This is a genomic window from Kineococcus xinjiangensis (assembly GCF_002934625.1).
Classification (GTDB): Bacteria; Actinomycetota; Actinomycetes; order Actinomycetales; family Kineococcaceae; genus Kineococcus_A; species Kineococcus_A xinjiangensis.
In genome coordinates this window covers 34575-59537 of the sequence record NZ_PTJD01000002.1, presented here as the reverse complement: position 1 = coordinate 59537, position 24963 = coordinate 34575, and the positions used below count along the sequence as shown (strand labels likewise).

General features: G+C 76.0%; 19 protein-coding genes. 11 read left to right on the top strand and 8 right to left on the bottom strand.

Annotated elements, in window-relative coordinates:
• Positions 1–5: 5 nt before the first annotated feature.
• Positions 6–269, bottom strand: coding sequence for a hypothetical protein (locus CLV92_RS03190; protein ID WP_104431374.1), 264 nt, complete (start codon positions 267–269; stop codon positions 6–8).
• A gap of 180 nt (positions 270–449) precedes the next feature.
• On the opposite strand from CLV92_RS03190, the gene CLV92_RS03185 reads away from it, so the two are divergent.
• Entirely contained in the window at positions 450–1355 is a 906-nt protein-coding gene (locus CLV92_RS03185; protein WP_104431373.1) for a phosphoribosylaminoimidazolesuccinocarboxamide synthase, read from the top strand.
• On the opposite strand, the gene CLV92_RS03180 is transcribed toward CLV92_RS03185, so the two are convergent.
• The gene (locus tag CLV92_RS03180; protein ID WP_104431372.1) at positions 1310–2014 is read right to left on the bottom strand and encodes a hypothetical protein; all 705 of its coding nucleotides are present in this window, start codon (positions 2012–2014) and stop codon (positions 1310–1312) included. The two genes, CLV92_RS03185 and CLV92_RS03180, sit on opposite strands and share 46 nt — an antisense overlap.
• Before the next feature lie 194 nt (positions 2015–2208).
• Between CLV92_RS03180 and CLV92_RS03175 the strand changes: the two genes are divergently transcribed.
• Together CLV92_RS03175 and CLV92_RS03170 are read left to right on the top strand one after the other, a co-directional pair.
• Positions 2209–3414 (top strand): sensor histidine kinase, encoded by a 1206-nt coding sequence (locus CLV92_RS03175; protein ID WP_158257110.1) that lies wholly within the window; start codon positions 2209–2211, stop codon positions 3412–3414.
• The gene (locus tag CLV92_RS03170) at positions 3411–4124 is read left to right on the top strand and encodes a response regulator (RefSeq protein WP_104431370.1); all 714 of its coding nucleotides are present in this window, start codon (positions 3411–3413) and stop codon (positions 4122–4124) included. The genes CLV92_RS03175 and CLV92_RS03170 overlap by 4 nt, the downstream gene beginning before the upstream one ends.
• Positions 4125–4145: 21 nt before the next feature.
• Here CLV92_RS03170 and CLV92_RS03165 read toward each other — a convergent pair whose 3' ends face one another.
• Both CLV92_RS03165 and CLV92_RS03160 read right to left on the bottom strand, forming a co-directional pair.
• Complete coding sequence (locus CLV92_RS03165) at positions 4146–4856, bottom strand: PIG-L family deacetylase (RefSeq protein WP_104431369.1); 711 nt, start codon at positions 4854–4856, stop codon at positions 4146–4148.
• A 60-nt stretch (positions 4857–4916) separates the two neighbouring features.
• Complete coding sequence (locus CLV92_RS03160; RefSeq protein ID WP_104431368.1) at positions 4917–5429, bottom strand: Lrp/AsnC family transcriptional regulator; 513 nt, start codon at positions 5427–5429, stop codon at positions 4917–4919.
• A 124-nt stretch (positions 5430–5553) separates the two neighbouring features.
• On the opposite strand from CLV92_RS03160, the gene ald reads away from it, so the two are divergent.
• Positions 5554–6669, top strand: coding sequence for an alanine dehydrogenase (gene ald / locus CLV92_RS03155; RefSeq protein ID WP_104431367.1), 1116 nt, complete (start codon positions 5554–5556; stop codon positions 6667–6669).
• 103 nt (positions 6670–6772) lie between these two features.
• On the opposite strand, the gene CLV92_RS03150 is transcribed toward ald, so the two are convergent.
• Together CLV92_RS03150 and CLV92_RS03145 are read right to left on the bottom strand one after the other, a co-directional pair.
• Positions 6773–8662, bottom strand: a complete 1890-nt coding sequence (locus CLV92_RS03150; RefSeq protein WP_104431366.1) for a family 43 glycosylhydrolase — start codon at positions 8660–8662, stop codon at positions 6773–6775.
• A 239-nt stretch (positions 8663–8901) separates the two neighbouring features.
• A complete protein-coding gene (locus CLV92_RS03145; protein WP_104431365.1) occupies positions 8902–9603 on the bottom strand; it encodes a DUF4386 domain-containing protein in 702 nt (233 codons plus the stop codon).
• Positions 9604–9707: 104 nt separating this feature from the next.
• Here CLV92_RS03145 and CLV92_RS03140 point away from each other — a divergent pair, with 104 nt between their 5' ends.
• From CLV92_RS03140 to CLV92_RS03130, 3 genes are all read left to right on the top strand, one after another.
• The gene (locus tag CLV92_RS03140) at positions 9708–10430 is read left to right on the top strand and encodes a TetR/AcrR family transcriptional regulator C-terminal domain-containing protein (protein ID WP_104431364.1); all 723 of its coding nucleotides are present in this window, start codon (positions 9708–9710) and stop codon (positions 10428–10430) included.
• Positions 10431–10744: 314 nt separating this feature from the next.
• Positions 10745–15313 carry an alpha-galactosidase gene (locus CLV92_RS21865; protein ID WP_211290826.1) on the top strand — a complete coding sequence of 1523 codons (4569 nt, stop codon included), beginning with the start codon at positions 10745–10747 and terminating at the stop codon, positions 15311–15313.
• A 31-nt stretch (positions 15314–15344) separates the two neighbouring features.
• Positions 15345–16835, top strand: a complete 1491-nt coding sequence (locus tag CLV92_RS03130; RefSeq protein WP_104431363.1) for a LacI family DNA-binding transcriptional regulator — start codon at positions 15345–15347, stop codon at positions 16833–16835.
• A 13-nt stretch (positions 16836–16848) separates the two neighbouring features.
• On the opposite strand, the gene CLV92_RS03125 is transcribed toward CLV92_RS03130, so the two are convergent.
• Positions 16849–17934, bottom strand: coding sequence for a PP2C family protein-serine/threonine phosphatase (locus CLV92_RS03125; protein ID WP_104431362.1), 1086 nt, complete (start codon positions 17932–17934; stop codon positions 16849–16851).
• Between the two features lie 37 nt (positions 17935–17971).
• Positions 17972–19240: a glutamate--cysteine ligase gene (locus CLV92_RS03120; protein ID WP_104431632.1), complete on the bottom strand. Its 1269-nt coding sequence runs from the start codon at positions 19238–19240 to the stop codon at positions 17972–17974.
• Between CLV92_RS03120 and CLV92_RS03115 the strand changes: the two genes are divergently transcribed.
• The 4 genes from CLV92_RS03115 to CLV92_RS22745 all read left to right on the top strand — a co-directional run bounded on the left by CLV92_RS03115 (position 19239) and on the right by CLV92_RS22745 (position 24845).
• On the top strand, positions 19239–20672 hold the full coding sequence (locus tag CLV92_RS03115) for a dihydrolipoyl dehydrogenase family protein (RefSeq protein ID WP_104431361.1): 1434 nt from the start codon (positions 19239–19241) through the stop codon (positions 20670–20672). The genes CLV92_RS03120 and CLV92_RS03115 overlap by 2 nt on opposite strands.
• Positions 20669–21076 (top strand): MerR family transcriptional regulator, encoded by a 408-nt coding sequence (locus tag CLV92_RS03110; RefSeq protein ID WP_211290825.1) that lies wholly within the window; start codon positions 20669–20671, stop codon positions 21074–21076. Before CLV92_RS03115 ends, CLV92_RS03110 begins: the two co-directional genes overlap by 4 nt.
• A 214-nt stretch (positions 21077–21290) precedes the next feature.
• A complete protein-coding gene (locus CLV92_RS03105) occupies positions 21291–22316 on the top strand; it encodes an aldo/keto reductase (RefSeq protein ID WP_104431360.1) in 1026 nt (341 codons plus the stop codon).
• A 30-nt stretch (positions 22317–22346) separates the two neighbouring features.
• Entirely contained in the window at positions 22347–24845 is a 2499-nt protein-coding gene (locus CLV92_RS22745; protein WP_281256889.1) for an excinuclease ABC subunit UvrA, read from the top strand.
• The last annotated feature ends 118 nt before the right edge of the window (positions 24846–24963 follow it).

Genomic DNA, 24963 nt, shown 5'->3' with positions numbered 1-24963 from the left:
GCTCCTCAGGCCTCGCCCGGCTCCCGGAACCGCGGCGTCAGCGGGTCCTCGCCCCCGTCCGCGGCGGACGGGAGGACGGAGGGTGGCAGGACGGCGTCGTCGTGGGCGGCGGAGGCCGCCTCCGGGGTGTCCTCCACGGCCTCGGCCGCGTCGCCGCTGTCGAGGTCCGGCGGTGCGCCGTCGCTGTGGTCGCCGGGTGCCCCCTCGTCGCTGCCCGTCGCCATCGCGCTGTCCAGCACCGGCTCGCTGGGCTCCTGGTCCGCTGCCACGTCGACCTCCTGCGCTCGGGCGTTCGTGCCGTCCGGGTACCCCTCGTCCGCGGGGCGAAACCCCGGGCTGGTGACAGCGGGCCTGCGGGCTGTGCGCGACGCGCCGGTGGAACCGTTCCCGGGGCGGCGAGTCGCCGGGTGCCCGCAGGCCCACTGTCACCGCCCCGGCCGTCTGGGACGATGGCGCCCGTGACGACGGCTCCGCTCCCCGCCTCCGCGCCGGCCCTCGACGGCTGGCGGCACGTCTACTCCGGCAAGGTCCGCGACCTCTACGAGCCGGTGGACGGCCCCGCCGACCTTGTGCTCGTGGTGGCCAGCGACCGGATCTCCGCCTACGACCACGTCCTGTCCACGCCGGTGCCCGACAAGGGCGCGGTGCTGACGGCGCTGAGCCTGTGGTGGTTCGAGCGCCTCGCCGACCTCGTGCCGAACCACGTCGTCTCCACCGACGTGCCCGCGGCCGTGGCGGGGCGGGCGATGGTGTGCCGGCGGCTGGAGATGTTCCCCGTGGAGTGCGTGGCCCGCGGCTACCTGACCGGTTCCGGGCTGGCCGACTACCGCGCCACCGGCTCGGTGTGCGGGGTGCAGCTGCCCGCCGGTCTGGTGGACGGCTCCCGGCTGCCCGAGGCGGTCTTCACCCCCGCGACGAAGGCCGCCCTCGGCGAGCACGACGAGAACGTCTCCTTCGACGCGGTCGCGGCGACGGTGGGGGCCGGGGCCGCGCAGGAGCTGCGCCGGCTCACGCTGGCGGTGTACGAGCGCGCGGAGGGCGTCGCCCGCGAGCGCGGGATCGTGCTGGCCGACACGAAGCTGGAGTTCGGCCGCGCCGGGGAGGCGACGGTGCTCGGCGACGAGGTGCTGACGCCGGACTCCTCCCGCTACTGGCCGGCGGACTCGTGGGAGCCGGGGCGCTCCCAGCCGAGCTTCGACAAGCAGTTCGTGCGCGACTGGCTGGCCTCGCCCGCCTCCGGCTGGGACCGGGCCTCCGACGCCCCGCCGCCGCCACTGCCGGACGACGTCGTGGAGCGCACCCGCGCCCGTTACGTCGAGGCGTACGAGCGGTTGACGGGCCGCCGCTTCGGCTGAGACGGCGCCGGCACCGCGCCGCGCAGGAGGACCGGGCTCGTGGCGATGAGCGCGACGGCGACGGCGCCGCGGGTCAGGAACTCCCACGGATCCGCCATGCCGGTGGCGAACCACGAGCCCACCACGCCCACCGTCGCGACGACGGGGACCCAGGTGGCCACCAGCCGCGCCCGGCGCAGACCCCAGAACAGCAGCGGCAGGCCGAGGTAGTAGCCGGGCAGCATGAGCAGGAAGGGGATCACGAGCCCCGGGGCGCTCTCCATGCGCTCGACGGCGGCCACCACGTCCGGTGGCACGGGCAGCGTCGGGCCGGCCAGGACGGGCAGGTCGGCCTCCCTGGTGCCCACCAGGACCATCCCCACCATCCCGGCGCCCGCCAGGCAGGCTCCCGTGACGGTGAGTGCAGCGCCGCGCCCGGTCGCGGCCCGGCCGAGCGCGGCGATGCCCGGCAGCAGCACGAGGCCCGTCGCCGCCAGCGCGAGCGCCCAGGCGGTCCAGCGGCCCGGCTCCGTGACGACGTGGGTCAGCAGGTCGTCCAGCGTGTCGCCCAGCAGGGGCGGGTCGAGGGCGCCGGTGGTCAGCAGCAGCAGCGCGCCGGCGACGAGGCAGGCGCCGGCGAGCCGGGTGCGGGTGAGCGGTCGGTCGGGATGTGCGGACACGGCTCCTCCTCGGAAGGTCGGGGGCGGCCGGACGGCGGGCCCCGACCGGGACGCTAGGCAGCCGCGGGCGGCCGGGCGTCGCCCGCGCGGCGGAGCGGCCTCCCCCGCGTGGGGGAGGAGCGCGCCGCCTCCCCCGTCCGGGGGACGCCGCAGGACGGATGACGCGACGCCGGGAGCGGCCTACCGTGCTGTGCGTGTCCGGCCGGGTGCTGCAGCGGTGGGACGTCGCCCTGCCCCTCCTGCTCGCCGCCGCGGCGCAGGTGGAGCTGCACCTGCCTCACAGCACGGAGGCCGCGCCCGCCACGGCGGGTCACGCCGCGCTGCTCGCGGTGGTGGTGCTGCCGCTGATGGCCCAGCGCCGGGCTCCGCTCCTCGCTCCGGCGGCGGCCGCCGCGGCGTGGGCCGTGGAGCCGCTGTTCTTCCCCGTCGCCAACACCTTCGCCGTGCCCCTGGCCGTGCTGGGGCTGGCGCCGCTCGCGGCGGCGCGGTGGGCGCCCACGACGGCCCGCGCCTGGGCGGCCTCGGTCCTCGTCGTCGCGCTGCTCGCCCTGCAGGGAGCGACGCACGGGGTCTACGGCGTCGGGGGCAGCGTCGCCAACGCCGTCTTCGGCTCGGCCCTGGCGGTCGTCGGAGGGGTCTGGCGGCGCCACGCCGAGCAGCGCCGTCAGGCGGAGGAACGGGCCGCGGCCGAGCGGGTCGCGCGGGAGGAGGCGGACCGGGCGCTGGCCGCCGAACGCGCGCGCATCGCCCGCGAGCTGCACGACGTCGTCGGGCACGGCCTCAGCGTGGTGGTGCTCCAGGCCCGCGGCGCCCGGCGCGTCCTCGACGCCGACCCCGACCGGGCCCGGGAGGCCCTCGACGAGGTGGAGCGGATCGCCTCGCGGTCGCTGCACGAGATGCGGCTCCTCATGGGGGTGCTGCGGCTGCCCGCCGGCGCTCCGGTGCCCCAGCCGGGCCTCGCGGACCTGCCCGAACTGGTCGGGGGAGTCCGTGCGGCGGGCACCCCGGTGGTCCTGCGGCTGCCCGCGCCGCTGCCCGACCTGCCCGCCGCGGTGGGGGTCTCCTGCTACCGGATCGTGCAGGAGGCGCTGACCAACGCGCTGCGGCACGCACCCGGCGGCGCGGTGCGGGTCGACGTGTGCTGCGCCGGTGGCTCCGTCGTGCTGGAGGTGCTCACCGCGGCGCCCGCCGCCTCCGCCGGAGCGCCCGTCGACCACGGCGGCTCCGGGCTGCTCGGGGTCCGGGAGCGGGTCGAGCTCTTCGGTGGGCGCCTCCACGCCGGCCCCCTGCCCGACGGCGGCCACCGCCTGCACGCCTCGCTGCCCCTGCCGTGCCCCGGGCAGGTGGACGGGCCGGCCCCCGCGCAGGCCCGCGACGGCGCCGGGCGGGTGGTGCGGTGAGCCTGCGCATCCTCGTGGTGGACGACGAGCGGCTCGTCCGGGCCGGATTCCGCATGATCCTGGGCTCCGAGCCGGGACTGGAGGTCGTCGGCGAGGCCGCCGACGGTGCGGAGGCGGTGGCCGCGGCGCGGGCCCTGCGGCCCGACGTCGTGCTCATGGACGTGCGGATGCCGCGCGTGGACGGCATCGAGGCCACCCGCCGGATCGTGCGGCTGGACCCGGCACCGGCCGTGCTGGTGGTCACGACGTTCGACCAGGACGAGCACGTCTACGCCGCCCTGCGCGCGGGCGCCGGCGGGTTCCTCCTCAAGGACGCTCCCGAGGCGCAGCTCGTCGCGGCGCTGCGCACGGTCGCCGAGGGGGTCTCCCTGCTCGCGCCCTCCGTGACGCGCCGGCTGGTGGAGTCCCTGGCTCCCCCCGCCGCCACGGGCCCACCCGTCGTCGCGGCGGGCGCGTTGCACGACCTGACCCCGCGCGAGCTCGACGTGCTGCGCCTGCTGGCGGCCGGGCTGACCAACAGCGGCATCGCGGGGCGGCTCGGCGTCGGCGACGCGACCGTCAAGACGCACGTGTCGCGGGTGCTGGCCAAGCTCGGCCTCGTCAGCCGGTCCCAGGCGGTCGTCGCGGCCTACGAGAGCGGGCTCGTGCGCCCGGGCGGCGGCGGGGAGGCGACCGGCGGGCCCGGGGGCCACGACGGCGCCCGTTGCTGAGTCGCGCTGTCGCGGTCGCGGTCAGGAGCGCGGGGGAGCCCCGGGCGGCGCCTGCCGTTCGAGCCCGTGCCAGCGGCTCTCGTCGGAGGCGCGGCGCAGCGCGAACACCTCGGGGACGGAGAGCTGCCCGATCCCGTAGCGGCCGGCGGCGGGGGCGACGAGGGCGTACTGGTCGGAGGCGACGAGGTAGCGGCCCGTGGTGGCGCGTTCGGTCTGCAGCGGCGGGCGCTCGCGCTCGACCTCCCACTCGTCGGGCTTCACGTAGAACCGGACGTCGGCGGTGGGCGGCGCGAGCTCGCGCAGGGCGGAACCGAGGGCGGCGTGGTCGCGGTGGCCGTCGGTCCAGGTCATCGTCCGGAACCGGCCCGCGGGGAACAGGCCGATCCAGGTGGCGACGACGGCGCGGGCGAGTTCGGGGCTGAGGCCGCCGTCGGGGCAGTGGGCGAAGAACACCTGCGTCTCGGGAACCCCGAGCGCGGCGCAGGCGGCGAGGAACTCGCGGTCGCGGGCGGCGGAGAACTCCTCCACGGACAGGCCGGTGAGGTGCCGCGCCGCGGAGGCGTGCCCGTCGGTGACGAGGACGACGATGACGTGCGCGCCGGCGTTGACGTGCTCCTCGATGGCGGGCCCCATGGTGAGGGTCTCGTCGTCGGCGTGCGGGACGAGGAAGACGGCGGGCTCGCGCACGCCCGCGGGGGCGGCCATGGACTGCGTCCGCAGGATGATCGGCACGGCGGCACCGTAGCGGGCGGCGGGGACGGGAGCGCCTCGGCGCCGGTGACGGCCGCTGTCCTACCGCCGTCCCGCAGCCCGGGTGTGCTCGAAGATCAGGCTGGTCTCGGTGAGGGCGACGTCGGGGTCGCGGGAGAGGTGCTGGGCGACGAAGACCCGCAGGTCCTCGGTGCTGCCGACGGCGACGTGCACGAGGTAGTCGTTGGCGCCGGCGACGAAGTACACGTCGAGGACCTCGGGCTGGCGGCTGATGCGCTCCACGAAGGGGCCCATGCTGCCGCGGGCGTGCGCGGCGAGCTTGATGGAGATCATCGCCTGGAGGTCGCGGCCGAGGGCGCGGGGCTCGATGTCGGCGTGGAAGCCGCGGATGACGCCGCCGGCGCGCAGCGCGCGCACCCGGCCGAGGCACGTGGAGGGGGCGATCCCGACCCGCTCGGCGAGGGCGTTGTTGGGGATGCGGGCGTCCACGGCCAGCTCGTGCAGGATCGCGCGGTCGACGTCGTCCAGCACCGGCCGAACGTTCTTCGGCTGCGGGGGCTCGGAGGTGCCGCGTCCCGAACTTTCAGATGCCACAGGCCGACTGTAGCGAATCTCGTTCGCGGCTCTTGCGGTGCCTTGGGCAGATCTTCATCCTGAGCAGGAGTGCCAGGTCGTACATCGGAGTGCGCCCCTGGGCGCCGCAGCTGAGGAGAGCGCCGTGAAGGTCGGAGTCCCCACCGAGGTCAAGAACCGCGAGTACCGCGTCGCCCTGACGCCGTCCGGGGTGCACGAGCTGGTCGAGCAGGGGCACGAGGTCCTCGTGCAGGCCGGTGCCGGCCTCGGCAGCTCCCTGCCGGACGAGGAGTACGTCGCCGCCGGTGCCCGGATCGTCGCCGAGGCCGACGACGTCTGGGGCGAGGCCGAGCTGCTGCTGAAGGTCAAGGAGCCCGTCGCCGAGGAGCACCACCGCCTGCGCAAGGGCCAGGTCCTCTTCACCTACCTGCACCTGGCGGCCTCCCGCGAGTGCACCGACGCGCTGCTCGCCTCCGGCACCACGGCCATCGCTTACGAGACCGTGCAGCTGCCCGACCGCTCCCTGCCGCTGCTGGCCCCCATGAGCGAGGTCGCCGGCCGGCTCGCGCCGCAGGTCGGCGCCTACCACCTGATGCGCGCCGGCGGCGGGCGCGGCGTCCTCATGGGCGGCGTCCCCGGGGTGCGGGGCGCGAACGTCGTCGTCATCGGCGGTGGCGTCTCGGGGCAGAACGCCGCGCAGATCGCCCTCGGCATGGGCGCCGAGGTCACCCTGCTGGACCTGTCCATCCCGAAGCTGCGCGAGGTCGACGCCCGCTTCGGCGGGGCGGTGCGCACCGTCACCTCCAACGCCTTCGAACTGCGCAGCGCGGTGCTGGCCGCCGACCTCGTCATCGGCGCCGTGCTGGTGCCCGGCGCCCGCGCGCCCAAGCTCGTGACGAACGAGCTGGTGTCGCAGATGCGCGCGGGCTCGGTGCTCGTCGACATCGCCATCGACCAGGGTGGTTGCTTCGAGGCGTCGAAGCCCACCACCCACGACGACCCCACGTTCCCCGTGCACGAGAGCGTCTTCTACTGCGTGGCGAACATGCCCGGCGCGGTGCCGAACACCTCCACCTACGCGCTGACCAACGCGACCCTGCCCTACGTCGTGAAGCTGGCGCGGCAGGGCTGGCGGGAGGCCCTGCGGGCCGACGCCGCCCTGGCGCACGGGCTGTCCACCCACGAGGGGCAGCTCACCAGCCCCGAGGTCGGCGAGGCGCACGGCCTCGACGTCGTCGACGTGGCCTCCCTGCTGGCCTGAGCCCCTCCGCGACGCGGCGGGACCACCGCGAAACGCACCGCAGCCGCCCGGGACGGTCCTCGGGCGGCTGCGGTGCTTCGGGAACGCGTGCTCGACGTTCCGGTCAGGGGAGCAGGAGGCGGACCTCCTGCGTGGTGGAGCCGTTGCCCAGCGTCCAGGTGCCCTCGTCGGTCGGCGTCAGCGTCCACGAGCGCGCGGCCAGGGCCACCTTCTGCGGCTTGGCGAGCACGATCTCCGCGCCGCGGTCGTGGCCGCGGTTGTGCGCCTTCGTCGACAGCTGCAGGCCGTTGGCGGTGTTGGTCACCGTGTACGTCGCGGTGCCGGGGACGACGTCGAAGCGCCACTCCTGGCAGTTGCGGTCCGCGCTCTGCTCGAAGCCGACCTTCGTGTGGCCCTTGCCGCCGTCGGTGCAGCCCGCGGCGGCGAGGACGCCCTGCAGGTCGGTGGTGCTGCCGAGGAGGACGTCCCCGACGGGCTGGAAGCGGAACTGCTGGGCCGCGGTGCCGGCGGGGGTGCTGATCTCGACGTTGGCGCCGTCCACCGTCCAGGCGCGCTCCCCGGGCAGGACGCTGTGGATGCTCGTCCAGCCCTCGCCGGCGGTCTCGAAGTCCCAGCGCTGGCAGTCGTTGTTCGGCAGGAACCCGACCCAGCCCCACTGCGCGACGTTGCCGCCGTCGACGTTGTCGCACGCGGCGACCTCGGCGACCTTGTTGCTGTAGCGGTTGAGGATGCGCGAGCCCTCGCCGCGGTCGTCGACCTGCCACTGCTGGCAGGTGCTGCCGCTGTCCGCGGCCAGGTCGATGTTCGCGCCCTCGAACCCGCAGCCGTCGTTCTCGACGACGGTGCTGCCGCCGCGGGGGAGGATCTGCACATAGGCGGAACCGTGCCCGGCGGAGCGGCTCGGGTTGATCGGGTCGCCCAGGGACGGCCAGCCGTCCTCCCAGGTGATCGGGCGGACGTTCAGCCGCGGGGTGCCGCCGTCGGTGGTGTCGTAGTAGTGGTTGGCGAAGTACGTCGTGCCACCGTCGGTGAAGGTGTCCCCGTGGCCGGTGCCGGCGAACTCGTTGTACCCGCGCAGCAGCTCCGTGCCGCCACCAGCGAGCAGGGACACACCCTCGCGGTCCACGTACGGGCCGGTGATCTCCTTGGAGCGGCCGACGATGACGCGGTAGTCGCTGTCGACGCCGCGGCAGCAGAAGTCGAACGAGGCGAAGAGGTAGTAGTAGTCGCCGTGGCGGAGGATCGAGGGGCCCTCCACCGCGTTCGGCGGGAACTGGCGGTTCACCAGGTCGTAGGTGGTGGTGTCCTCGGTGGACAGCATGCCGGTGGCCGCGTCGAGGCGGCGCATCTTCAGGCCCGTCCAGAAGGATCCCCACGTCAGCCAGGTGCGGCCCTCGGCGTCGGTGACGACGTCGGGGTCGATCGCGTTGTGCTCCTGCGGGTCCCCGGGGGCCGGCTTCGACTGCAGGACCAGCCCGCGGTCGGTCCAGCCGAAGTCGGGGCTCGACGGGTCGAGCGTCTTCGTGGTCGCCAGGCCGATGACGGAGTGGTTCTGCCCGAACGCCGCGGAGACGGCGTAGTAGAGGCGCCACTCTCCGTGGGAGTAGCTGAGGTCGGGCGCCCACAGGTCGGTGATGGGCCGGTTCACGGCGCTGCCCAGGATGGGCAGCACCCACGAGGGGAGGGTCGAGAACACCGGGTCGAGCTCGGTCCAGTTCACCAGGTCGCGGGAGCGCTTGACCGGCAGGTAGGTGTCGGCGCGTCCGGCGTCGCCGGTGATGACCATGTAGTACCAGTCGCCCTCCTTCACGATCGTGGGATCGTGGGCGATGGTGTCGGCCGGCCGGGGGGCGACCGCGGTGGGTGCCGGTGCGGCCGACCCCACGGGCACGGGGGGCGCGGCGACGGCGGGCACCGCTGCGAGCGTGCCGGCGGCCAGCGCGGCCCCGGCGAGCGCGGGCACCCAGGCCCTGGTGAGCGCAGACTTGATCACGGGCGCACCTCTCTGGTGAACGCGTCCACCACTCTGGGGACAGCGTGCCGCGCCGAGCCCGAGAGGGGCGCGGAGCGGCGCTGGGAGGAGTGTGCATCGTTGAATACAACGATGCAATAGGCAAGCGCTGGACGATCTCCACTCGGGATCCGGGGACGGGGACGTCCGGCCGGGCGGCAGCCGCGCGTCGCCCGGCCGGACGTCCCCGCCCGCGGATGCGGACGGGGACGTCGTGCCGGTCAGGCGGGCAGCGCCGCCGGGGTGGGCCGCTCGCCACGGGCCGGCGCTGCCGGCGTGCGGAAGCCGCGCAGGACGAGGAAGCCGGCCAGGGCGATCTCCCAGGCGAACACCGGGACCGCCGCGAGGGCCCCGGGGGTGGAGACCTGCGGGTACAGGCCGAGCAGCACGGCGATCGCCGACGTGAAGATGAGCGTCCCGCCGGCCAGGCCGAGGAGCGCGATGGGCCGGGGGACGAGCCCGGAGCGGCGCATCAGCAGAGCGATCAGCACCGTGTTCGCGCCGAGGACGAAGTTGGGGCCCAGCAGGAACGTCCAGTCGTGGACGGCGATCAGCGCGCGGACGGCGGTCGGGTCGACGGCGTCGGCGCCGGGCTGCCGGTGCAATGTGACGACCGCGAGCAGGCTCGCGATGCCGACGGTGATGACGGCCGCCTCGAGGGTGCGCAGCGCGACGTACCCGAGGGCGAGGCCCTCGCCGTGGCGCTTGACGACGGGGAAGAGCGCCACGGCGGTGCCGATGACGGTGAGGGCGAGCAGGACCTCCAGCAGCGCGCCCAGGAGGACGCGCAGCTCGCCGCCGGTCGTGAGGCCGTGCTCGTCGCCGAGTGCGGAGGTGTAGAGCGCGAGGGCGCCGATCGAGGTGACGTGCGTGGCGAAGTACAGGACGCCGACGGTGGTGGCAGTCCTCCTGGGCGGGGTCATGGAAAGCCTTCCGGCGCATCGGTGTACGGCGTACACCAGGGATGCGGGAACCGTAGGTGTACTCTGTACACCTGTCAAGGCGCGGCACCTCGGGAGGCGGACCGGTGGCCCAGCGGGACGGTGCGGGCAGGGCTCCGCTGAGCAGGGACCGAGTGCTGCGCGCGGCGGTGGTGCTCGCCGACCGCGCCGGCCTCGAGGCCCTGAGCATGCGCAGCCTGGCTCAGGAGCTGGGCGTGGTGCCGATGGCGCTGTACAAGCACGTGGCGAACAAGGAGCAGCTCCTCGACGGCATGGTGGACGCCGTCGTCGCCGAGATCGAGCCCCCCGCCGACGACGCCGACTGGCGCACGGTCGTCCGTGGGTGCGTCCTCTCGGCCCGGCGCGCACTCCTGCGCCACCCCTGGGCCGTCCGCGTCATCGAGACCCGCTCCTCCCCGACCCCGGGCGTCCTCGCCCACCTCGACTCCGTCGTCGGCACCTTCCGTGCGGGCGGCTTCTCGGTCGACCTCACCCACCACGTCATGCACGCCCTCGGCAGTCGCGTCTGGGGCTTCACGCAGGAGGTCTTCCCCAGTCCGCCGCCACCGGACCCGGAGGCCCGGACGGCCGCGCTGCGGGAGCTGTCCGGCCGCTACCCCCACATCGCCGAGATCGTGCTGCGTGGCGGCGGCCACGAGGACGCCTCCGTCGTCGGGCGCGGTTGTGACGACCAGTTCGAGTTCGAGTTCGCTCTCGACCTGCTGCTCGACGGCTTCGAGCGGCTGCGCGCGCAGGGATGGAGCTCGGCTGCGCGCAGTGCCGGGGAATCTCGCGCGCAGGGCGCCTGAGCGCCTGCTGCTCCGTCGCCCGCGCGGAGCGGGAACCTGACCCGCGCGGGTCCCTTGTCGCCCCGAAACGCTCTCGATAGCGTTGTCAGACGGCGCGAAAACGATATCAAGGACGCTGACGTCCGCCGTGCACGCCGCCGGGCACCACCTCGACGCGCCCGCCGCGCGACCCCCAGCCATCCGAGCACCGACGGCGTTGAACGGAGAACCATGCCCACCACGCGTGTTCCGCGGTTCCTGGCGCCACTTCCCGGAACCATTCTCCTCGTCGCCCAGCGCCAGATCATCGCCCGAGCCACCTCCGGAGCCGTCACGTGAGCGCCGGCACGGCCGTGGCAGGCGGGGTGCTGCGCCTCGCGCACGCCGGCCTGGAGGTGGTCCTCGCCCACGACCCGGACGGGCCCGTGCGCATCGCCCGGCTCGGGGTTCCGGGCGCCGCCGCGGAACTGCCCGGGGACCAGCCGGCCGTCGAGGTCGTCACGGTCGACGCCGGGCGGGCCCCCGCGACGAACCGGCTCGCGGGCGGTGCGGTCAGCCGCCGGATGCGCTACGCGGGCCACCGCCTCGAGCGCACCGGAGACGTGCAGGCCCTCGTCGTGGAGCAGGTGGAGCAGGGCGGTTCGCTGCGCACGCAGCTGCGGCTCGAACTGCACGACGGCGCCGCCGCCGTCCGCGCCCGGGTGACGACGAGCGTCGACGCCGGTGCGGACGCCCCCCGCCAGCTGCTGGCCGTGGCGCCCCTGGCCCTCGGTGTGGCCCTCGGCCCGGCGGCCTGCGGGGACCCGCGCGACCTCCTCGTCTCCCTCGCCGAGAGCCAATGGGTCGGTGAGGGGCGCTGGCGCACCCTGCCGCTGCGGGAGGCGCTGCCCGACCTGCGGCTGGAGAGGCACGAGACGGGCGCGCGCGGCTGCCTCTCCCAGGCCTCGCAGGGACTCTGGTCGACCGGCCGGGCGCTGCCCGTCGGCGTGCTGGCCACGGCAGCGCCCGGCGACGGCGCCTGGGCCTGGCAGGTGGAGAGCACCGCGGGGTGGCGCTGGGAGGTGGGGGAGCACCACAGCGGTGCCTACCTGGCGGCGTCGGGGCCCACGGACGTCGACCACGGCTGGAGCGTCGGGCTCGAACCCGGGAAGTCGCACACCACCCCGGCGGTGGCGCTGGCCGTTGGGGCCGACCTGGAGGGCGCCGCCGCGGCGCTCACCGACCTGCGTCGCGCGACCCGGCGCCCGCACCCCGACGCCGCCGCGCTGCGGGTCGTCTTCAACGACTACATGAACACCCTCATGGGCGATCCCACCACCGAGCGCCTGCTGCCGCTGATCGACGCAGCGGCTGAGGCCGGGGCGGAGGTGTTCTGCATCGATGCCGGCTGGTACGACGACACCGACGGCTGGTGGTCGAGCGTGGGGGCCTGGGAGCCGTCCACGACCCGGTTCCCCGGCGGGCTGCAGGCGGTGCTCGACCGCATCCGCGACCGCGGCCTCGTCGCCGGCCTCTGGCTGGAACCGGAGGTGGTGGGGGTGGACAGCCCCGTGGCGGACCGGCTGCCCGCGGACGCGTTCCTCGGCCGCCGCGGCCAGCGGGTCGTCGAGCACGGCCGGTACCACCTCGACCTGCGCCACCCGTCCGCACGGGCGCACCTGGACGCGACCGTCGACCGGCTCGTCGCCATGGGCGTGGGCTACCTCAAGCTCGACCACAACATCAACCCCGTCGCCGGGACCGACGTGGGCGCCGACAGCCCCGCCGAGGGGCTCGCGGGACATGCTGCGGCGCACCGGGACTGGCTGACGGGAGTCCTCGACCGCCACCCGGGCCTCGTCCTGGAGAACTGCGCCTCGGGCGCCATGCGCGCCGACCCCGAACTGCTGTCGCTGCTGCAGCTGCAGTCGACGAGCGACCAGCAGGACCCGTCGGCGTATCCGCCCATCGCGGCGTCGGCGCCGCTGGCGATGCTGCCCGAGGTCGCCGCGAACTGGGCCTACCCGCAGCCCGCGATGTCCGAGGAGGAGGCGGCGTTCACCCTCTGCACCGGCCTGCTCGGGCGGCTGTACCTCTCCGGGCACGTCGACGAGATGAGCACCGCGCAGCGCAGCCTCGTCGCCGAGGCCGTCGCGGCGCACAAGCGGATCCGCGCGGACGTCGCGGCCGGGCACCCGCGCTGGCCCCTCGGGCTGGAGCAGTGGAGCGCGCCGTGGGTCGCGCTCGCCGTCGACGGCGGCGAGGCCACCCACCTCACCCTGTGGCGGCGGCCCGTGGCCGGCGCTGCGGCGCCCGCCGTGGTGGAGGTTCCGCTGCCGCAGCACGCCGGGCAGGACCTCGTGGTCACGACGACGTTCCCGACGCGGCTGGCGCCGTGGCGCACCCGCTGGGACGCGGAGCGGGCCGTGCTCGTCGTGGAGGTGGAACCGGGTGTGGAGGTGGAGGGGCCGGCGGCGCGCACGCTGCGGCTCACCCGGGGCCGGCCCGTGCAGCGGGTCCTCGTCGACGCGGGGCGGCGGACGGGGGCGGTGCACGGCGGGGCGACCGGGATGCTCTACGGGCTCGTCGAACCGGGCGTCCCGACGCCGGCGCTGCTGGCGGGCGCCCGCCCGCGCACCGTCGCGCAGAAGTCCCCCGGAGGGGCGCAGCACCCGGGCGGGGACGCGGCCGTGCTCGCGGAGGGCTTCGCCGCCGCCGGTGGCGAGGACGTCTACGTCTACGTGCAGGACGCCCTGGCGTGCTGGCCCTACGAGGACGTCGGCATCGACGCCTACCTGCCGGTGCTGCGCGACGCCGTCGCCGCGGTCGCCGGCCGGGAGGACCGGCACCGGTTCGTCTGGGTCCCCTTCAACGAGGGGGACTGGATCTGGTACCCGGACTGGTCCTCGCAGGGGCGCGACCGGTTCCTCGCGCACTGGGACGCTGCGGTGGCGCAGATCCGCGCCGTGGACCCGCAGGCCCGGATCGCGGGGCCGAACGAGGCCGCGTACCACCCGGGCCGGATGCGCGACTTCCTCCGCCACGCCCGCGACAGCGGAACCCTGCCCGACGTCGTGACCTGGCACGAACTGCAGCCGTCCTCGCTGGAGACCTACCGGAGCCACCACGAGCACCTGCGGGAACTGGAGCGCGAGTTCGGGCTGGAACCGCGGCCCGTCTGCATCGACGAGTACGGCAACAGGCGCGACATGTCCGTGCCGTCGCAGCTGCTGCAGTGGGTGGAGGCGTTCGAGTCGACGAAGGTGGACGCCGACCTGGCGTTCTGGACGCTCGCCGGGAACCTCGACGACCACGCCGTGGGTGCGGCCGCGCCCAACGGCGGCTGGTGGCTGCTGCACTGGTACGCCTCCCTGCGCGGGGAGACGCTGGAGGTGCGGGTTCCGCACCCGGGTGTGCGGGACTCCCTGCGGGCGCTGGCCGCCCTGGACCGCGCGGAGGGTTCGGCCGTCGTGCTGCTCGGCGGCACCGCCGACGACGTGGAACTGCGGGTGGAGGGCCTGCCGCCGGGGCGGCGCTACCGGGCACGCACGAGCGTCGTGACCTGGAGCGGGTACCAGGGGATCTCGGAGGGGCCGTGCATCACGGGGGACGCCGTGGTCACCGCCACCGACGGCTGCCTCGACCTGCGCGTGGACGGCGGTGACCCCACCGCCGTGAACCGGGTCGACCTGCTGCCCGCGGAACTGCTGCCCGCGGAACCGCCACCCGGCCCCTGGCAGGTGACCGTCGGCGTCGACCCGGCCCGCACCGTCGACGCCGAACTGGTGCGGCACGGTGACGACCCGCAGCACTACCACGGCACGGGGACGAGTTCCGTGCTCCGCCTGCCGCTGCCCACGAGCCGGGTGGACTTCGAGGTGACCGTCCCCGCCGAGGGGGAGTACCTCCTCGGGATCGGCTACGGCACGGACGCCCGCCCGGGCACGGTCGCGCTCGCGGTCGACGACGGCCCGGTGCGGGAGGTCCCCCTCGCCCCCACGCTGGAGCGGCGCTACACCGCCCGCGCCGACGTGCCCGTGCGGCTGGCAGCCGGCCGGCACCGCGTCAGCGTCGCGGCGTCGGGCCCGTCGGGGCACCTCGCGGGCAGCGACGTGGCCGTCGACCACCTGCGTGTGCGGGCCGTGACGGCGGCTGTGCGGCACGAGGCGGTCCTCGCCCGGCGGGGGGCGGGGTGCTGCGCCCGGGACGGCGGCGGTGTGGTCGTGCCCGCCGGGGAGCGGGTGACCTTCTTCGCCGTCGCCGCGCGCACCGGCGCGCACCGGCTCTCGCTGCGGGCCGACGCGCCCGCGGATGCCGCCGTCGAGCTGCGCGTCGACGGCCGCCCCGTGCCCCTGTCCACCACCGGCGGCGGCGCGGTCGCCGACGTCGCCCTCGGGTTCGGCGTCGCGCAGGTGGACGTCGTCGCCCGGGGCGGCCCGGTGCTGGTGCACCACCTGCTCGTCGCCGCCCTGGCGGAGGAACCCGGCGACGTGCGGGTGCTCGACGCGCCGGGCCTCCGGCTGCGCGGGGCGGCGCACCTGACCGACGGGCCGGTGCCCGCCGTGGCGGGGTTCGGCGCGGGCGGTGCGGCGGTGGTCCCGCTCGACGGCACGGCGCGCGGCCCCCACCTCGTCACCCTCCTCGTGAGCAACGCGCACCGGCTGACGGGGCACGACTACAACACCGACGCCGTGGTCCAGCACCTGCGCGTCGGGCAGGTGGGGGCCGAGGTCGAGGTGCCGGTCCACCACACGGTCCACTGGGACGGCTTCCAGGAGGTGAGCGCCGTCGTCGACCTCGACCCCTCCCGCGGCCCCCTGCTCGTGGCCGGGCGCCCCGCCGAGGACGGCCCCGGGGCGCGGCTGGCCGGGGTGCGGCTGCGGGCCTCCTCGCCCGCGCGCACGGAGCAGCGGGTGCACCGGTGACGCCGCCGCGCGGATCGGTGACGATGCGGGGATGAGCGAGCAGCTGGTCGTCCCGCGCGAGGAGCTCCCGGCCGGGGCGGGGGAGGCCGACGAGCGCCCCCGCGGCCGGCAGGTGAGCATCCGCGACGTGGCGCGGGCGGCAGGGGTGTCGGTGCCCACCGTCTCCCGGGTGCTCACCGGGGCCGCCCGGGTCAGCCCGGAGCGCCGCGACCGGGTGCTGCGCGCCATCGAGTCGCTGAACTACCGGCCCAGCAGCACCGCGCGGGCGCTCGTCAGCGGCCGGGGCGACCAGGTCGCGGTCATGACGTCCGAGACCGCGGTCCACGGCTACTCCACGACGCTGAAGGGCGTGGAGACGGCCGCCCGCGCAGCCGGTCACCCGGTCGTCATCTCCGTCGTGGAGAGCAGCGACCCGGACGAGCTGGAGCGGGCGGTGCAGGTGGTGCTGTCGCTGCCGCTGGCGGGTGTCGTCGTGCTCAGGTTCGACGCGGTCGGCGTGGCCGTGCTGGAGGCGCTGCCGCCGGACGTGCCGGTCGTCGCGGTCTCCGGCGAGGTCGACGGCCGGTGGTCGCAGGCGGTGCTCGACGAGGAGTCCGCCGGCGCGGAGCTGACCCGGCACCTCCTCGGCCTCGGGCACCGGACCGTGCACCACGTGGCGGTTCCGCCGTCGCGCGGCGAGGACGGCCGGACCACCGGGTGGCGCACCGCGCTGGAGGAGGCCGGCGCCCCCGTCCCGCCGGTGCTGGTCGCGGACTCCTTCGAGGCCACCTCCGGTGTCGGACCGGGCCGTCGCCTCGCCGCCGACCCCGACGTGACGGCCGTCTTCTGCGGCAACGACGAGGTCGCCATGGGCGTGATCGCGGGCCTGGAGGGTGCGGGGCGGCAGGTGCCCGGGGACATCAGCGTGGTGGGTTTCGACGACCACCCGCTCGCCGGGATCTGGCGGCCCGGCCTCACCACGGTCCACCAGGACTTCCAGGCCCTGGGGGAGCAGGCGTTCGCCCTCCTGCAGGCCCAGCTCGACGGCGACCCGCGCCCCGCGCTGTCCTCGACGCGCCCGCACGTGGTGCTGCGCGCCAGCGCCGCCGCCCGTCCCGGTGCCGGGGACCCCCGGGCGATGACCGGGCGGTCGCAGCACCTCGGCGTGCACATCGCCCGGCCGGCCGCGGAGGTCTACGCGTTCGCCTCCGACCCCGCCAACCTTCCCCGGTGGGCGCCCGGCCTCGGTGGCCCGGTGGTGCAGGAAGAAGGGAGCTGGTTCGTCGAGACGCCCGCGGGCCGGGCGCGGGTGACCTTCGTCCCCCGCAACGAGCACGGCGTGCTCGACCACGACGTGGTGACGGCCCCCGGCGAGACGGTGCACGTGCCGCTGCGGGTCCTCGCCGACGGTGAGTGCTGCGAGGTCGTCCTCACGCTGCGCCGCTCCCCGGGAACCGGCGACGCGGAGTTCGAGCGGGACGCCGCGCTCGTGGCCCAGGACCTGGCGCTCCTCAAGGAGGTGGTGGAGGGCCCGGCGGCGTGAGGCCGCCGTCCCCCTACCCCTCCAGGGCCTCCACGAGCAGCACCGCGACGTCGTCGGTGAGGGTGCCGCCGACGTGCGCCCGCACCTTCTCCAGCAGCCCCTCCAGGTCCGCGTCCAGCGCCTCCGCCGGCGCGCCCCCCGACGGCACGAGCGCCGAGGCCGCGCGCAGCACGTCGAAGAACCTGCCCTCGGCGTCGCGCGCCTCCACGAGCCCGTCGGTGTGCAGCAGCAGCCGCTCGCCGGCGCGCAGGACCGTCGACTCCACCACCGGCTCCACGCCCAGCCCCAGCGGCGGGCAGGAGTGGTTCCCGACCTCCTCCGGCGTCCGCCCCGCCACCAGTCGCAGCGGCGCGGGGTGACCGCAGCGGACGATGTCCAGGCGCCCCGACGGGTGCAGCTCGCACAGCACCGCCGTGACGAAGTCCTCCTCCGCCAGCCGGGGGGTGATGGCGGCCTCCAGGTGCCGGGCCACCTCCTCCAGCGGGACGTCGACCCGCGGTGCGGAGAGCCGGAAGGCGGACAGGACCGCGGCGGCGACGTGCACGGCGGGCAGCCCCTTGCCGCGGGCGTCGCCCACGATGAGCCGCACCCCGCCGTCGGCGGCGACCACGTCGAAGAGGTCACCGCCCACGAGGGCGTCCGCGCTGGCGGAGACGTAGCGCGACGCCAGGGCGACGTGGCCGACCCGGGCCGGCACGGGCGGCTGGATGGCGGCCTGCGCCACCGTCGCGACCTCTGTGACGGCCCGGATGTGCGCCTCCCGCCGCACCCGCACGTGCGCGCTGAAGACGGCGAAGGCGGACAGGGCCGCGCCGCCGGCCACCCGGATCCCGCCGAAGCCCGTCCACAGGTCGCCGGTGGCGGCGCTGAGCTGGGTGACCGCCAGCACCACCGCGGCGGCGACGGCGGCGGTGCCGCGCCACGTCAGGACCAGGGACGCGGCGAGCGGGGCGAGCGCCAGCCACGGCACGACCACGAGGCGGCCCCCCACCGCGGCCTGGCAGGCCCACAGCACCAGCACCCAGGCGAGGGCGAGGAGCAGGGCCGTGCCGCGGCGCACGGACGCCCGCCGCTGCTTCCGGCCCCGGGCTCCGTCCACCCGCGCAGTATGCGTCACGCCGCAGCGCCCGGGCCGGTCACGGCGCGGGGTCCTCCCGCAGCTCCGCGACGAGGCTGTCCACGACCGCGACGAGGTCCCCGCCGGTCGCCGCGGCCACGGCCCGCTGCCGCTGGTAGCTGGCGCCCCGGCGGGGGATGTCCGCCACGGCGGCCAGCTCACCCGCGCAGCCCAGCCGCCGGGCCACGGGGTCCAGGCGCTCCAGCAGGTCGTCCAGGTCGTCGGTGACCAGCCGCTCGCGGCCCGCCGCGTCGAGGATGATCTCCGCCTCCAGGCCGTAGCGGGCGGAGCGCCACTTGTTCTCCTGCACGTGCCACGGCGGCATCGTGGGCAGTTCCTCCCCGGCGTCGAGGCGCGCGTCGAGGTCCACCACCAGGCAGTGCACGAGGGCGGCCAGCGCACCCAGCTCCCGGACGGTGGGCACGCCGTCGCACACCCGCGTCTCCAGGGTCCCCAGGACCGGTGAGGGGCGGATGTCCCAGCGGACGTCGCTGAGGGCGTCGATGACGCCGGTGGCGCACAGGTCGCCGATGTAGGACTCGAACTCCGGCCAGGAGCCGAACTGGAAGGGCAGGCCCGCGGTGGGCAGCTGCTGGAACATCAGCGCCCGGTTGCTGGCGTAGCCGGTGTCGGTGCCCGTCCAGAACGGCGAGGACGCGGACAGCGCCTGCAGGTGCGGGTAGTGGTTGAGCAGGGTGTTCAGGATGGGCAGCACCTTGTGCACCGAGCCGACGCCGACGTGGACGTGCACGCCCCAGATGAGCATCTGCCTGCCCCACCACTGGGTGCGGTTGATCAGCTCGGCGTAGCGGGGGTTCTCGGTGACCTGCTGCGCGCTCCAGCGCGCGAAGGGGTGCGTGCCGGCGCTCAGGAGGTCGATGCCCAGGGGGTCGGTGACGCGCCTGACGTCCCGCAGGCTGGCGCGCAGGTCCTCCACCGCCTCCGGCACGGACTCGCAGATGCCCGTGACGACCTCCACGGTGTTGCGCAGCAGTTCCTTGTGGATGCGCGGGTGGTCCTCGCCGTCCTCGTTGCGCAGGGCGGCCAGCACCTCCCCGGCCCGGCTGGTGAGGTCGCGGGTCGTGCGGTCGACGAGCGCGAACTCCCACTCCACCCCCAGGGTGGGGCGGGGGGACGGGGTGAAGTCGACGCGCACCGTCCGAGCCAACCACAGCGCAGCCCGCCGTGCGCCCTGCGCGACCACCTCCGCGATCCGCCTCGTGAGCAACCCCAGCGCACCCGCTCGCGCCGTGGTCGCCGGGCCGCCGGGGGCGTAGCGTCCGGGCATGGCTGGGGTCTCGGAGCGCGAGGTGGACGTCGTCGTCATCGGGGCCGGGGCGGTGGGGGAGAACCTCGCCGACCGGGCCGGCCGGGGAGGTCTGGACGTCGTGCTGGTGGAGCGCGAACTCGTCGGCGGGGAGTGCTCCTACTGGGCGTGCATGCCGTCGAAGGCGCTGCTGCTGCCGGGGCACGCCCTGGCGGCGGCCCGCAGGCTGCCCGGCGCGGCGGCGGCGGTGACCGGCGGTCTCGACGCCGGCGCGGTGCTCGGTCGCCGCGACACCTTCGCGAGCGGCTGGGACGACTCCTCGCAGGCGGAGTGGGTGGCCTCGGCGGGGATCGGGCTGCTGCGCGGCTCGGCCCGACTCACCGGTGAGCGCCGGGTGGAGGTCGACGGCGACGACGGCGGCACGACCGTCCTGACCGCCCGGCACGCGGTGGCGGTCTGCACGGGGTCGGTGCCCTCCCTGCCCGACGTCGAGGGCCTGGCGGGCACGCCGCACTGGACGAGCCGGGAGGCCACCAGCGCGCAGGAGGTCCCCGCCTCCCTGGCCGTGGTCGGCGGGGGCGTGGTGGCGGTGGAGCTGGCGCAGGCGTGGCAGCGGCTCGGTGCCCGGGTGAGCGTGCTGGCCCGCAGCGGCCTGCTCGGCGGTGCGGAGCCCTTCGCGGGCGAGCTCGTGGGGGAGGCGCTGGCCGCCGACGGCGTGGACGTGCGCACGGGCACCTCCCCGCGCAGCGTTCGGCAGGACGGCGACGGGGTGGTCCTCGACCTCGGCGACGGTGCGACGCTGCGCGCGGAGCGCCTGCTCGTGGCCACCGGCCGCACCCCGGCCGTGGACGGGCTCGGGCTGGAGTCCGTGGGCCTGACCGGTGACGGGCCGCTGGAGGTGGACGACTCCGGGCGCGTGACGGGCGTGCCGGGCGGCTGGCTCTACGCCGCCGGTGACGTGACGGGGCGCGCCCCGCTGACGCACCAGGGCAAGTACGCCGCCCGGGCCGCCGGCGACGCGATCGCCGCCCGCGCCCGCGGAGACCTGGGCGGGGAGGTCGCGGCGTGGTCGAGGTTCGCCGCGACCGCCGACCACCGCGCCGTGCCGCAGGTGGTGTTCACCGACCCCGAGGTGGCGTGGGTGGGCCTGACGGCGGCGCAGGCCGGCGAGCGGGGCCTCGACGTGCGGGCGGTGGACGTCGACCTCGCCGGTGTCGCCGGGGCCGGCCTGCTGGCGGACGGGTACGCGGGGCGGGCCCGCCTCGTCGTCGACGAGTCGCGCCGGGTCGTCGTGGGAGCCACCTTCGCCGGGCAGGGCGTCGCGGAGCTGCTGCACTCCGCGACGATCGCCGTGGTGGGGGAGGTTCCGCTGGACCGGCTCTGGCACGCGGTCCCGAGCTACCCGACGGTGAGCGAGGTCTGGCTGCGGCTGCTGGAGGGGTACGGGTTGTGACGACGACCGCGACGACGACCGCTGCGACGGCGGGCGAGGAGGGCCTCGGGGTGGCGGAGGCGGCGCAGCTGTGCGGCCTCACCGCGCACACCCTGCGCTACTACGAGCGCGACGGGCTGCTGGTCGCCCCGGTGCGGCGCACCGCCTCCGGGCACCGCTCCTACACGGCGGCGGACCTGCGCTGGATCACGATGGTGACGAGGCTGCGCGCCACGGGGATGCCGATCCGGGAGATCCGCACCTACGCCGAGCTGTGCCGCCGCGGCGGCCACGAGGAGGAGCGGCTGGCGATCCTGCACGCCCACCGCGAGCGCGTCCGCGCGCAGCTCGCCGAGGTGCAGGGCCACCTCGGCGCCATCGACCGCAAGATCGACCTCTACGAGCAGCACCTGGCGGCCCGGTGAGCCCCGTGCGAGGACGTCGCGCCGCGGGGCTGGGGCGGGGACGTTCCGCCGCGACTCGCCCGCGTGTCGCCTGCCGGACGTCCCCGCGCCGGGAGGTCGCGCACGTGGGCGGGGACGTTCCGCCGCGACTCGCCCGCGTGTCGCCTGCCGGACGTCCCCGCGCCGGGGCGGCCCACCTTGACTTCGAGCGCGCTCGAAGCGGGAGCGTGCGGGCATGACGACGACCGGACCCACCCGAACCACCGTCCCCACCGCCCGCCGCCGCGTCCTCGGCACCGGCGCCGCCGCCCTGGAGGTCTCCGCCCTCGGGCTCGGCTGCATGGGCATGTCGGAGTTCTACGGCCCCGGCGACGAGCAGGAGTCGCTCGCCACGATCGGTGCCGCCCTCGACGCCGGCATCACGTTCCTCGACACCGCCGACATGTACGGCCCCTTCACCAACGAGGAACTCGTCGGCCGTGCCGTCGCCTCCCGCCGCGACGAGGTGCAGTTGGCCACCAAGTTCGGCAACGAGCGGTTCCCCGACGGCACCCGCCGCGTCAACGGCCGCCCCGAGTACGTGCGCTCCGCGTGCGACGCCAGCCTGCGCCGGCTCGGCGTCGACGTCATCGACCTCTACTACCAGCACCGCGTCGACACGACCGTGCCCGTGGAGGAGACGTGGGGCGCGATGGCGGAACTCGTCGCGGCGGGCAAGGTCCGCCACCTCGGCATCAGCGAGGCCGCCCCGGAGACGATCCGCCGCGCCCACGCCGTCCACCCCGTCACCGCCCTGCAGACGGAGTGGTCGCTGTGGAGCCGCGACGTGGAGGTCGACGGCGTGCTGGACGCCGTGCGGGAGCTGGGCATCGGGTTCGTGCCGTACTCCCCGCTGGGGCGGGGTTTCCTCACCGGCGCGATCCGCAGCGTCGACGACCTCGCGCCGGACGACTTCCGCCGGCACAACCCGCGGTTCCAGGGGGAGAACATGCAGCGCAACCTCCGGCTCGTGGAGGAGGTGCGCTCCCTCGCGGCGCGCAAGGGCGTCACGGCCTCCCAGGTCGCGCTGGCGTGGCTGCTGGCCAAGGGTGGTGACGTCGTGCCGATCCCCGGCACGAAGCGGCGCACCCGCCTGGTGGAGAACGTCGCGGCGCTGGACGTGGACCTGACCGCCGAGGAGGTCCGCCACCTCGACGACGTGCTGCCCGCGGGCGCCACCGCCGGCGACCGCTACCCCGACATGAGCCCCCTGCGGCGCTGACCCGAGGAGGAGACCGACCTGGACGGCCTGGTGCGGGTGCGCGGCGCCCGGGAGAACAACCTGTGCGACGTGGACGTCGACATCCCGCGCGACGCGTTCGTGGCGTTCACGGGGGTGTCGGGTTCGGGGAAGTCCTCCCTGGCGTTCGGAACCCTCTACGCGGAGGCGCAGCGACGCTACTTCGAGTCCGTGGCGCCCTACGCCCGCCGCCTGCTGCAGCAGGTCCCCGCCCCGCACGTCGACTCGGTCACGGGCCTGCCCCCGGCGGTGGCGCTGCAGCAGAACCGCGCCGCGCCGTCCTCGCGCTCCTCCGTCGGCACCGTCACGACGCTGTCGAACTCTCTGCGGATGCTGTTCTCCCGCGCGGGGGACTACCCGGCGGGGGCGCGGCGGCTGGACTCCGACGCGTTCTCCCCCAACACCACCGCGGGGGCGTGCCCGGGCTGCTCCGGCGTCGGCGCGGTGTTCGGGGTGAGCGAGGCGTCGCTGGTGCCGGACCCGTCCCTGAGCATCCGCGAGGGGGCGGTGGCCGCCTGGCCGGGCGCCTGGCAGGGCAAGAACCTGCGCGACATCCTCGCGGTGCTCGGCCACGACGTCGACCGGCCCTGGCGCGAACTGCCGCAGGAGGAGCGCGACTGGATCCTCTTCACCGAGGAGCGTCCCGTCGTGACCGTCCACCCGGTGCGGGAGGCGGGGCGGATCCAGCGCCCGTACCAGGGGATGTACCAGAGCGCGCGGCACTACGTGCTGACGGCGTTCGCCGGCTCTTCCTCCGCCGCGACCCGCAACCGGGTGCGGCGGTTCCTGGACGCGCGGACCTGCCCGGAGTGCGCGGGGCGGCGGCTGGGGCGCGAGGCGCTGGCGGTGACGTTCGCCGGCCGCGACATCGCGGAGCTCTCCGCGCTGCCCCTGGCCGGCCTGGTGGCGGTGCTGGCGGGCTCGGGCCGGGAGGGCGGCGACGACGCGGCGGGGCTGGTGGTGCGCGACCTGCTGGCCCGCACGCGGGTGCTGCTGGACCTGGGGCTGGGGTACCTGGCGCTGGACCGGGCCGCGCCGACGCTGTCGGCGGGGGAGCTGCAGCGGCTGCGGCTGGCGACGCAGCTGCGTTCGGGCCTGTTCGGCGTCGTCTACGTCCTCGACGAGCCCTCCGCGGGGCTGCACCCGGCGGACACCGAGGCGCTGGTGGGGGTGTTGGAGGGGCTGCGCGAGGCGGGGAACACGGTGTTCGCGGTGGAGCACGACATGGCCGTGGTCCGCCGCGCCGACTGGCTGGTCGACGTCGGCCCGTGCGCCGGGGCCGGTGGCGGACGCGTCCTGCACAGCGGTCCCGTGGCGGGCGTGCACGACGTCGCGGAGTCCCGCACGCGCCACCACCTCGACCCCGCTCCGCCTCCCGGGCGGCGCCCCCGCCCGCCGGTGGGCTGGATCCGGCTGCGCGGCGTCACCCACCACACGGTGCGGGGGCTCGACGTGGACGTCCCCACCGGCGTCCTCACCGCCGTCACCGGGGTGTCGGGGGCGGGGAAGTCGACGCTGCTGCAGGCGCTGGCCGACGTCGCCGCCCGCCACCTGGGCGTCGCGGCGGAACCGGAGCCGGAGGAGGACCCGCCCGGCGACGAGCCCGGGGGCGAGCCCGGAGACGAGCCCGGCGCCGCCGCGGAGGGGCCTGCGAGCCCGGTCGGCGCGGTCGACCAGCGCCCCGTGGTGGCCGCCGCCGAGGGCCTGGAGGCCCTGGCGCGGCTGGTGCGGGTGGACCAGCGCCCCCTCGGGCGCACCCCCCGCTCCAACCTCGCCACCTACACGGGGATCTTCGACGCGGTGCGCAGGGTGTTCGCCGCCACCGAGGAGGCGAGGCGGCGGCGCTGGGGTGCGAGCCGCTTCTCCTTCAACGTGGCTGCGGGGCGCTGCCCGACCTGCCGGGGGGAGGGGTTCGTCGCGGTCCGGCTGCTGTTCCTGCCGGGCACGTACGCCCCGTGCCCGGACTGCGGGGGTTCCCGCTACGCGCCGGAGACGCTGGAGGTGCTGCACCGCGGCCGCAGCGTCGCCGACGTGCTCGCGCTGTCCGTGGACGAGGCGCTGGAGGCCCTCGACGACGTGCCCGCGGCGGTGCGGGGGCTGCGGGCGCTGCAGCGGGTCGGCCTCGGCTACCTGCGGCTGGGGCAGCCGGCGACGGAGCTGTCCGGCGGGGAGGCGCAGCGGGTGAAGCTCGCGACGGAGCTGCAGCGCAGCGGGCGCGGCCGGACGCTGTACCTGCTGGACGAGCCCACCACGGGCCTGCACCCGGCGGACGTGGAGCTGCTGCTGGGGCTGCTGCAGGAGCTGGTGGACGCCGGCGGCACCGTGGTCGTCGCCGAGCACGACCTGGACGTCGTGGCCGCCGCCGACCACGTCCTCGACCTCGGTCCCGGTGCGGGTGACGCCGGGGGGCGGCTGGTGGCGGCGGGCGCTCCGCGGGAGGTGGCGGCCACGGCGGACGCCCCGGGAACGGGCCCGACGGCACACCACCTGGCCCGGTTCCTCGGCGGCTGAGCGACCGGGGGCGCGGGGACGGCTGACACTCCTGCTGCACCGAGGGGACGGCGCGCTGGTCGGCGCCGGGCTCGGAGCGGCGTGTCGCGTCCCCGGTGCAGCAGGAGTGTCAGCGGGG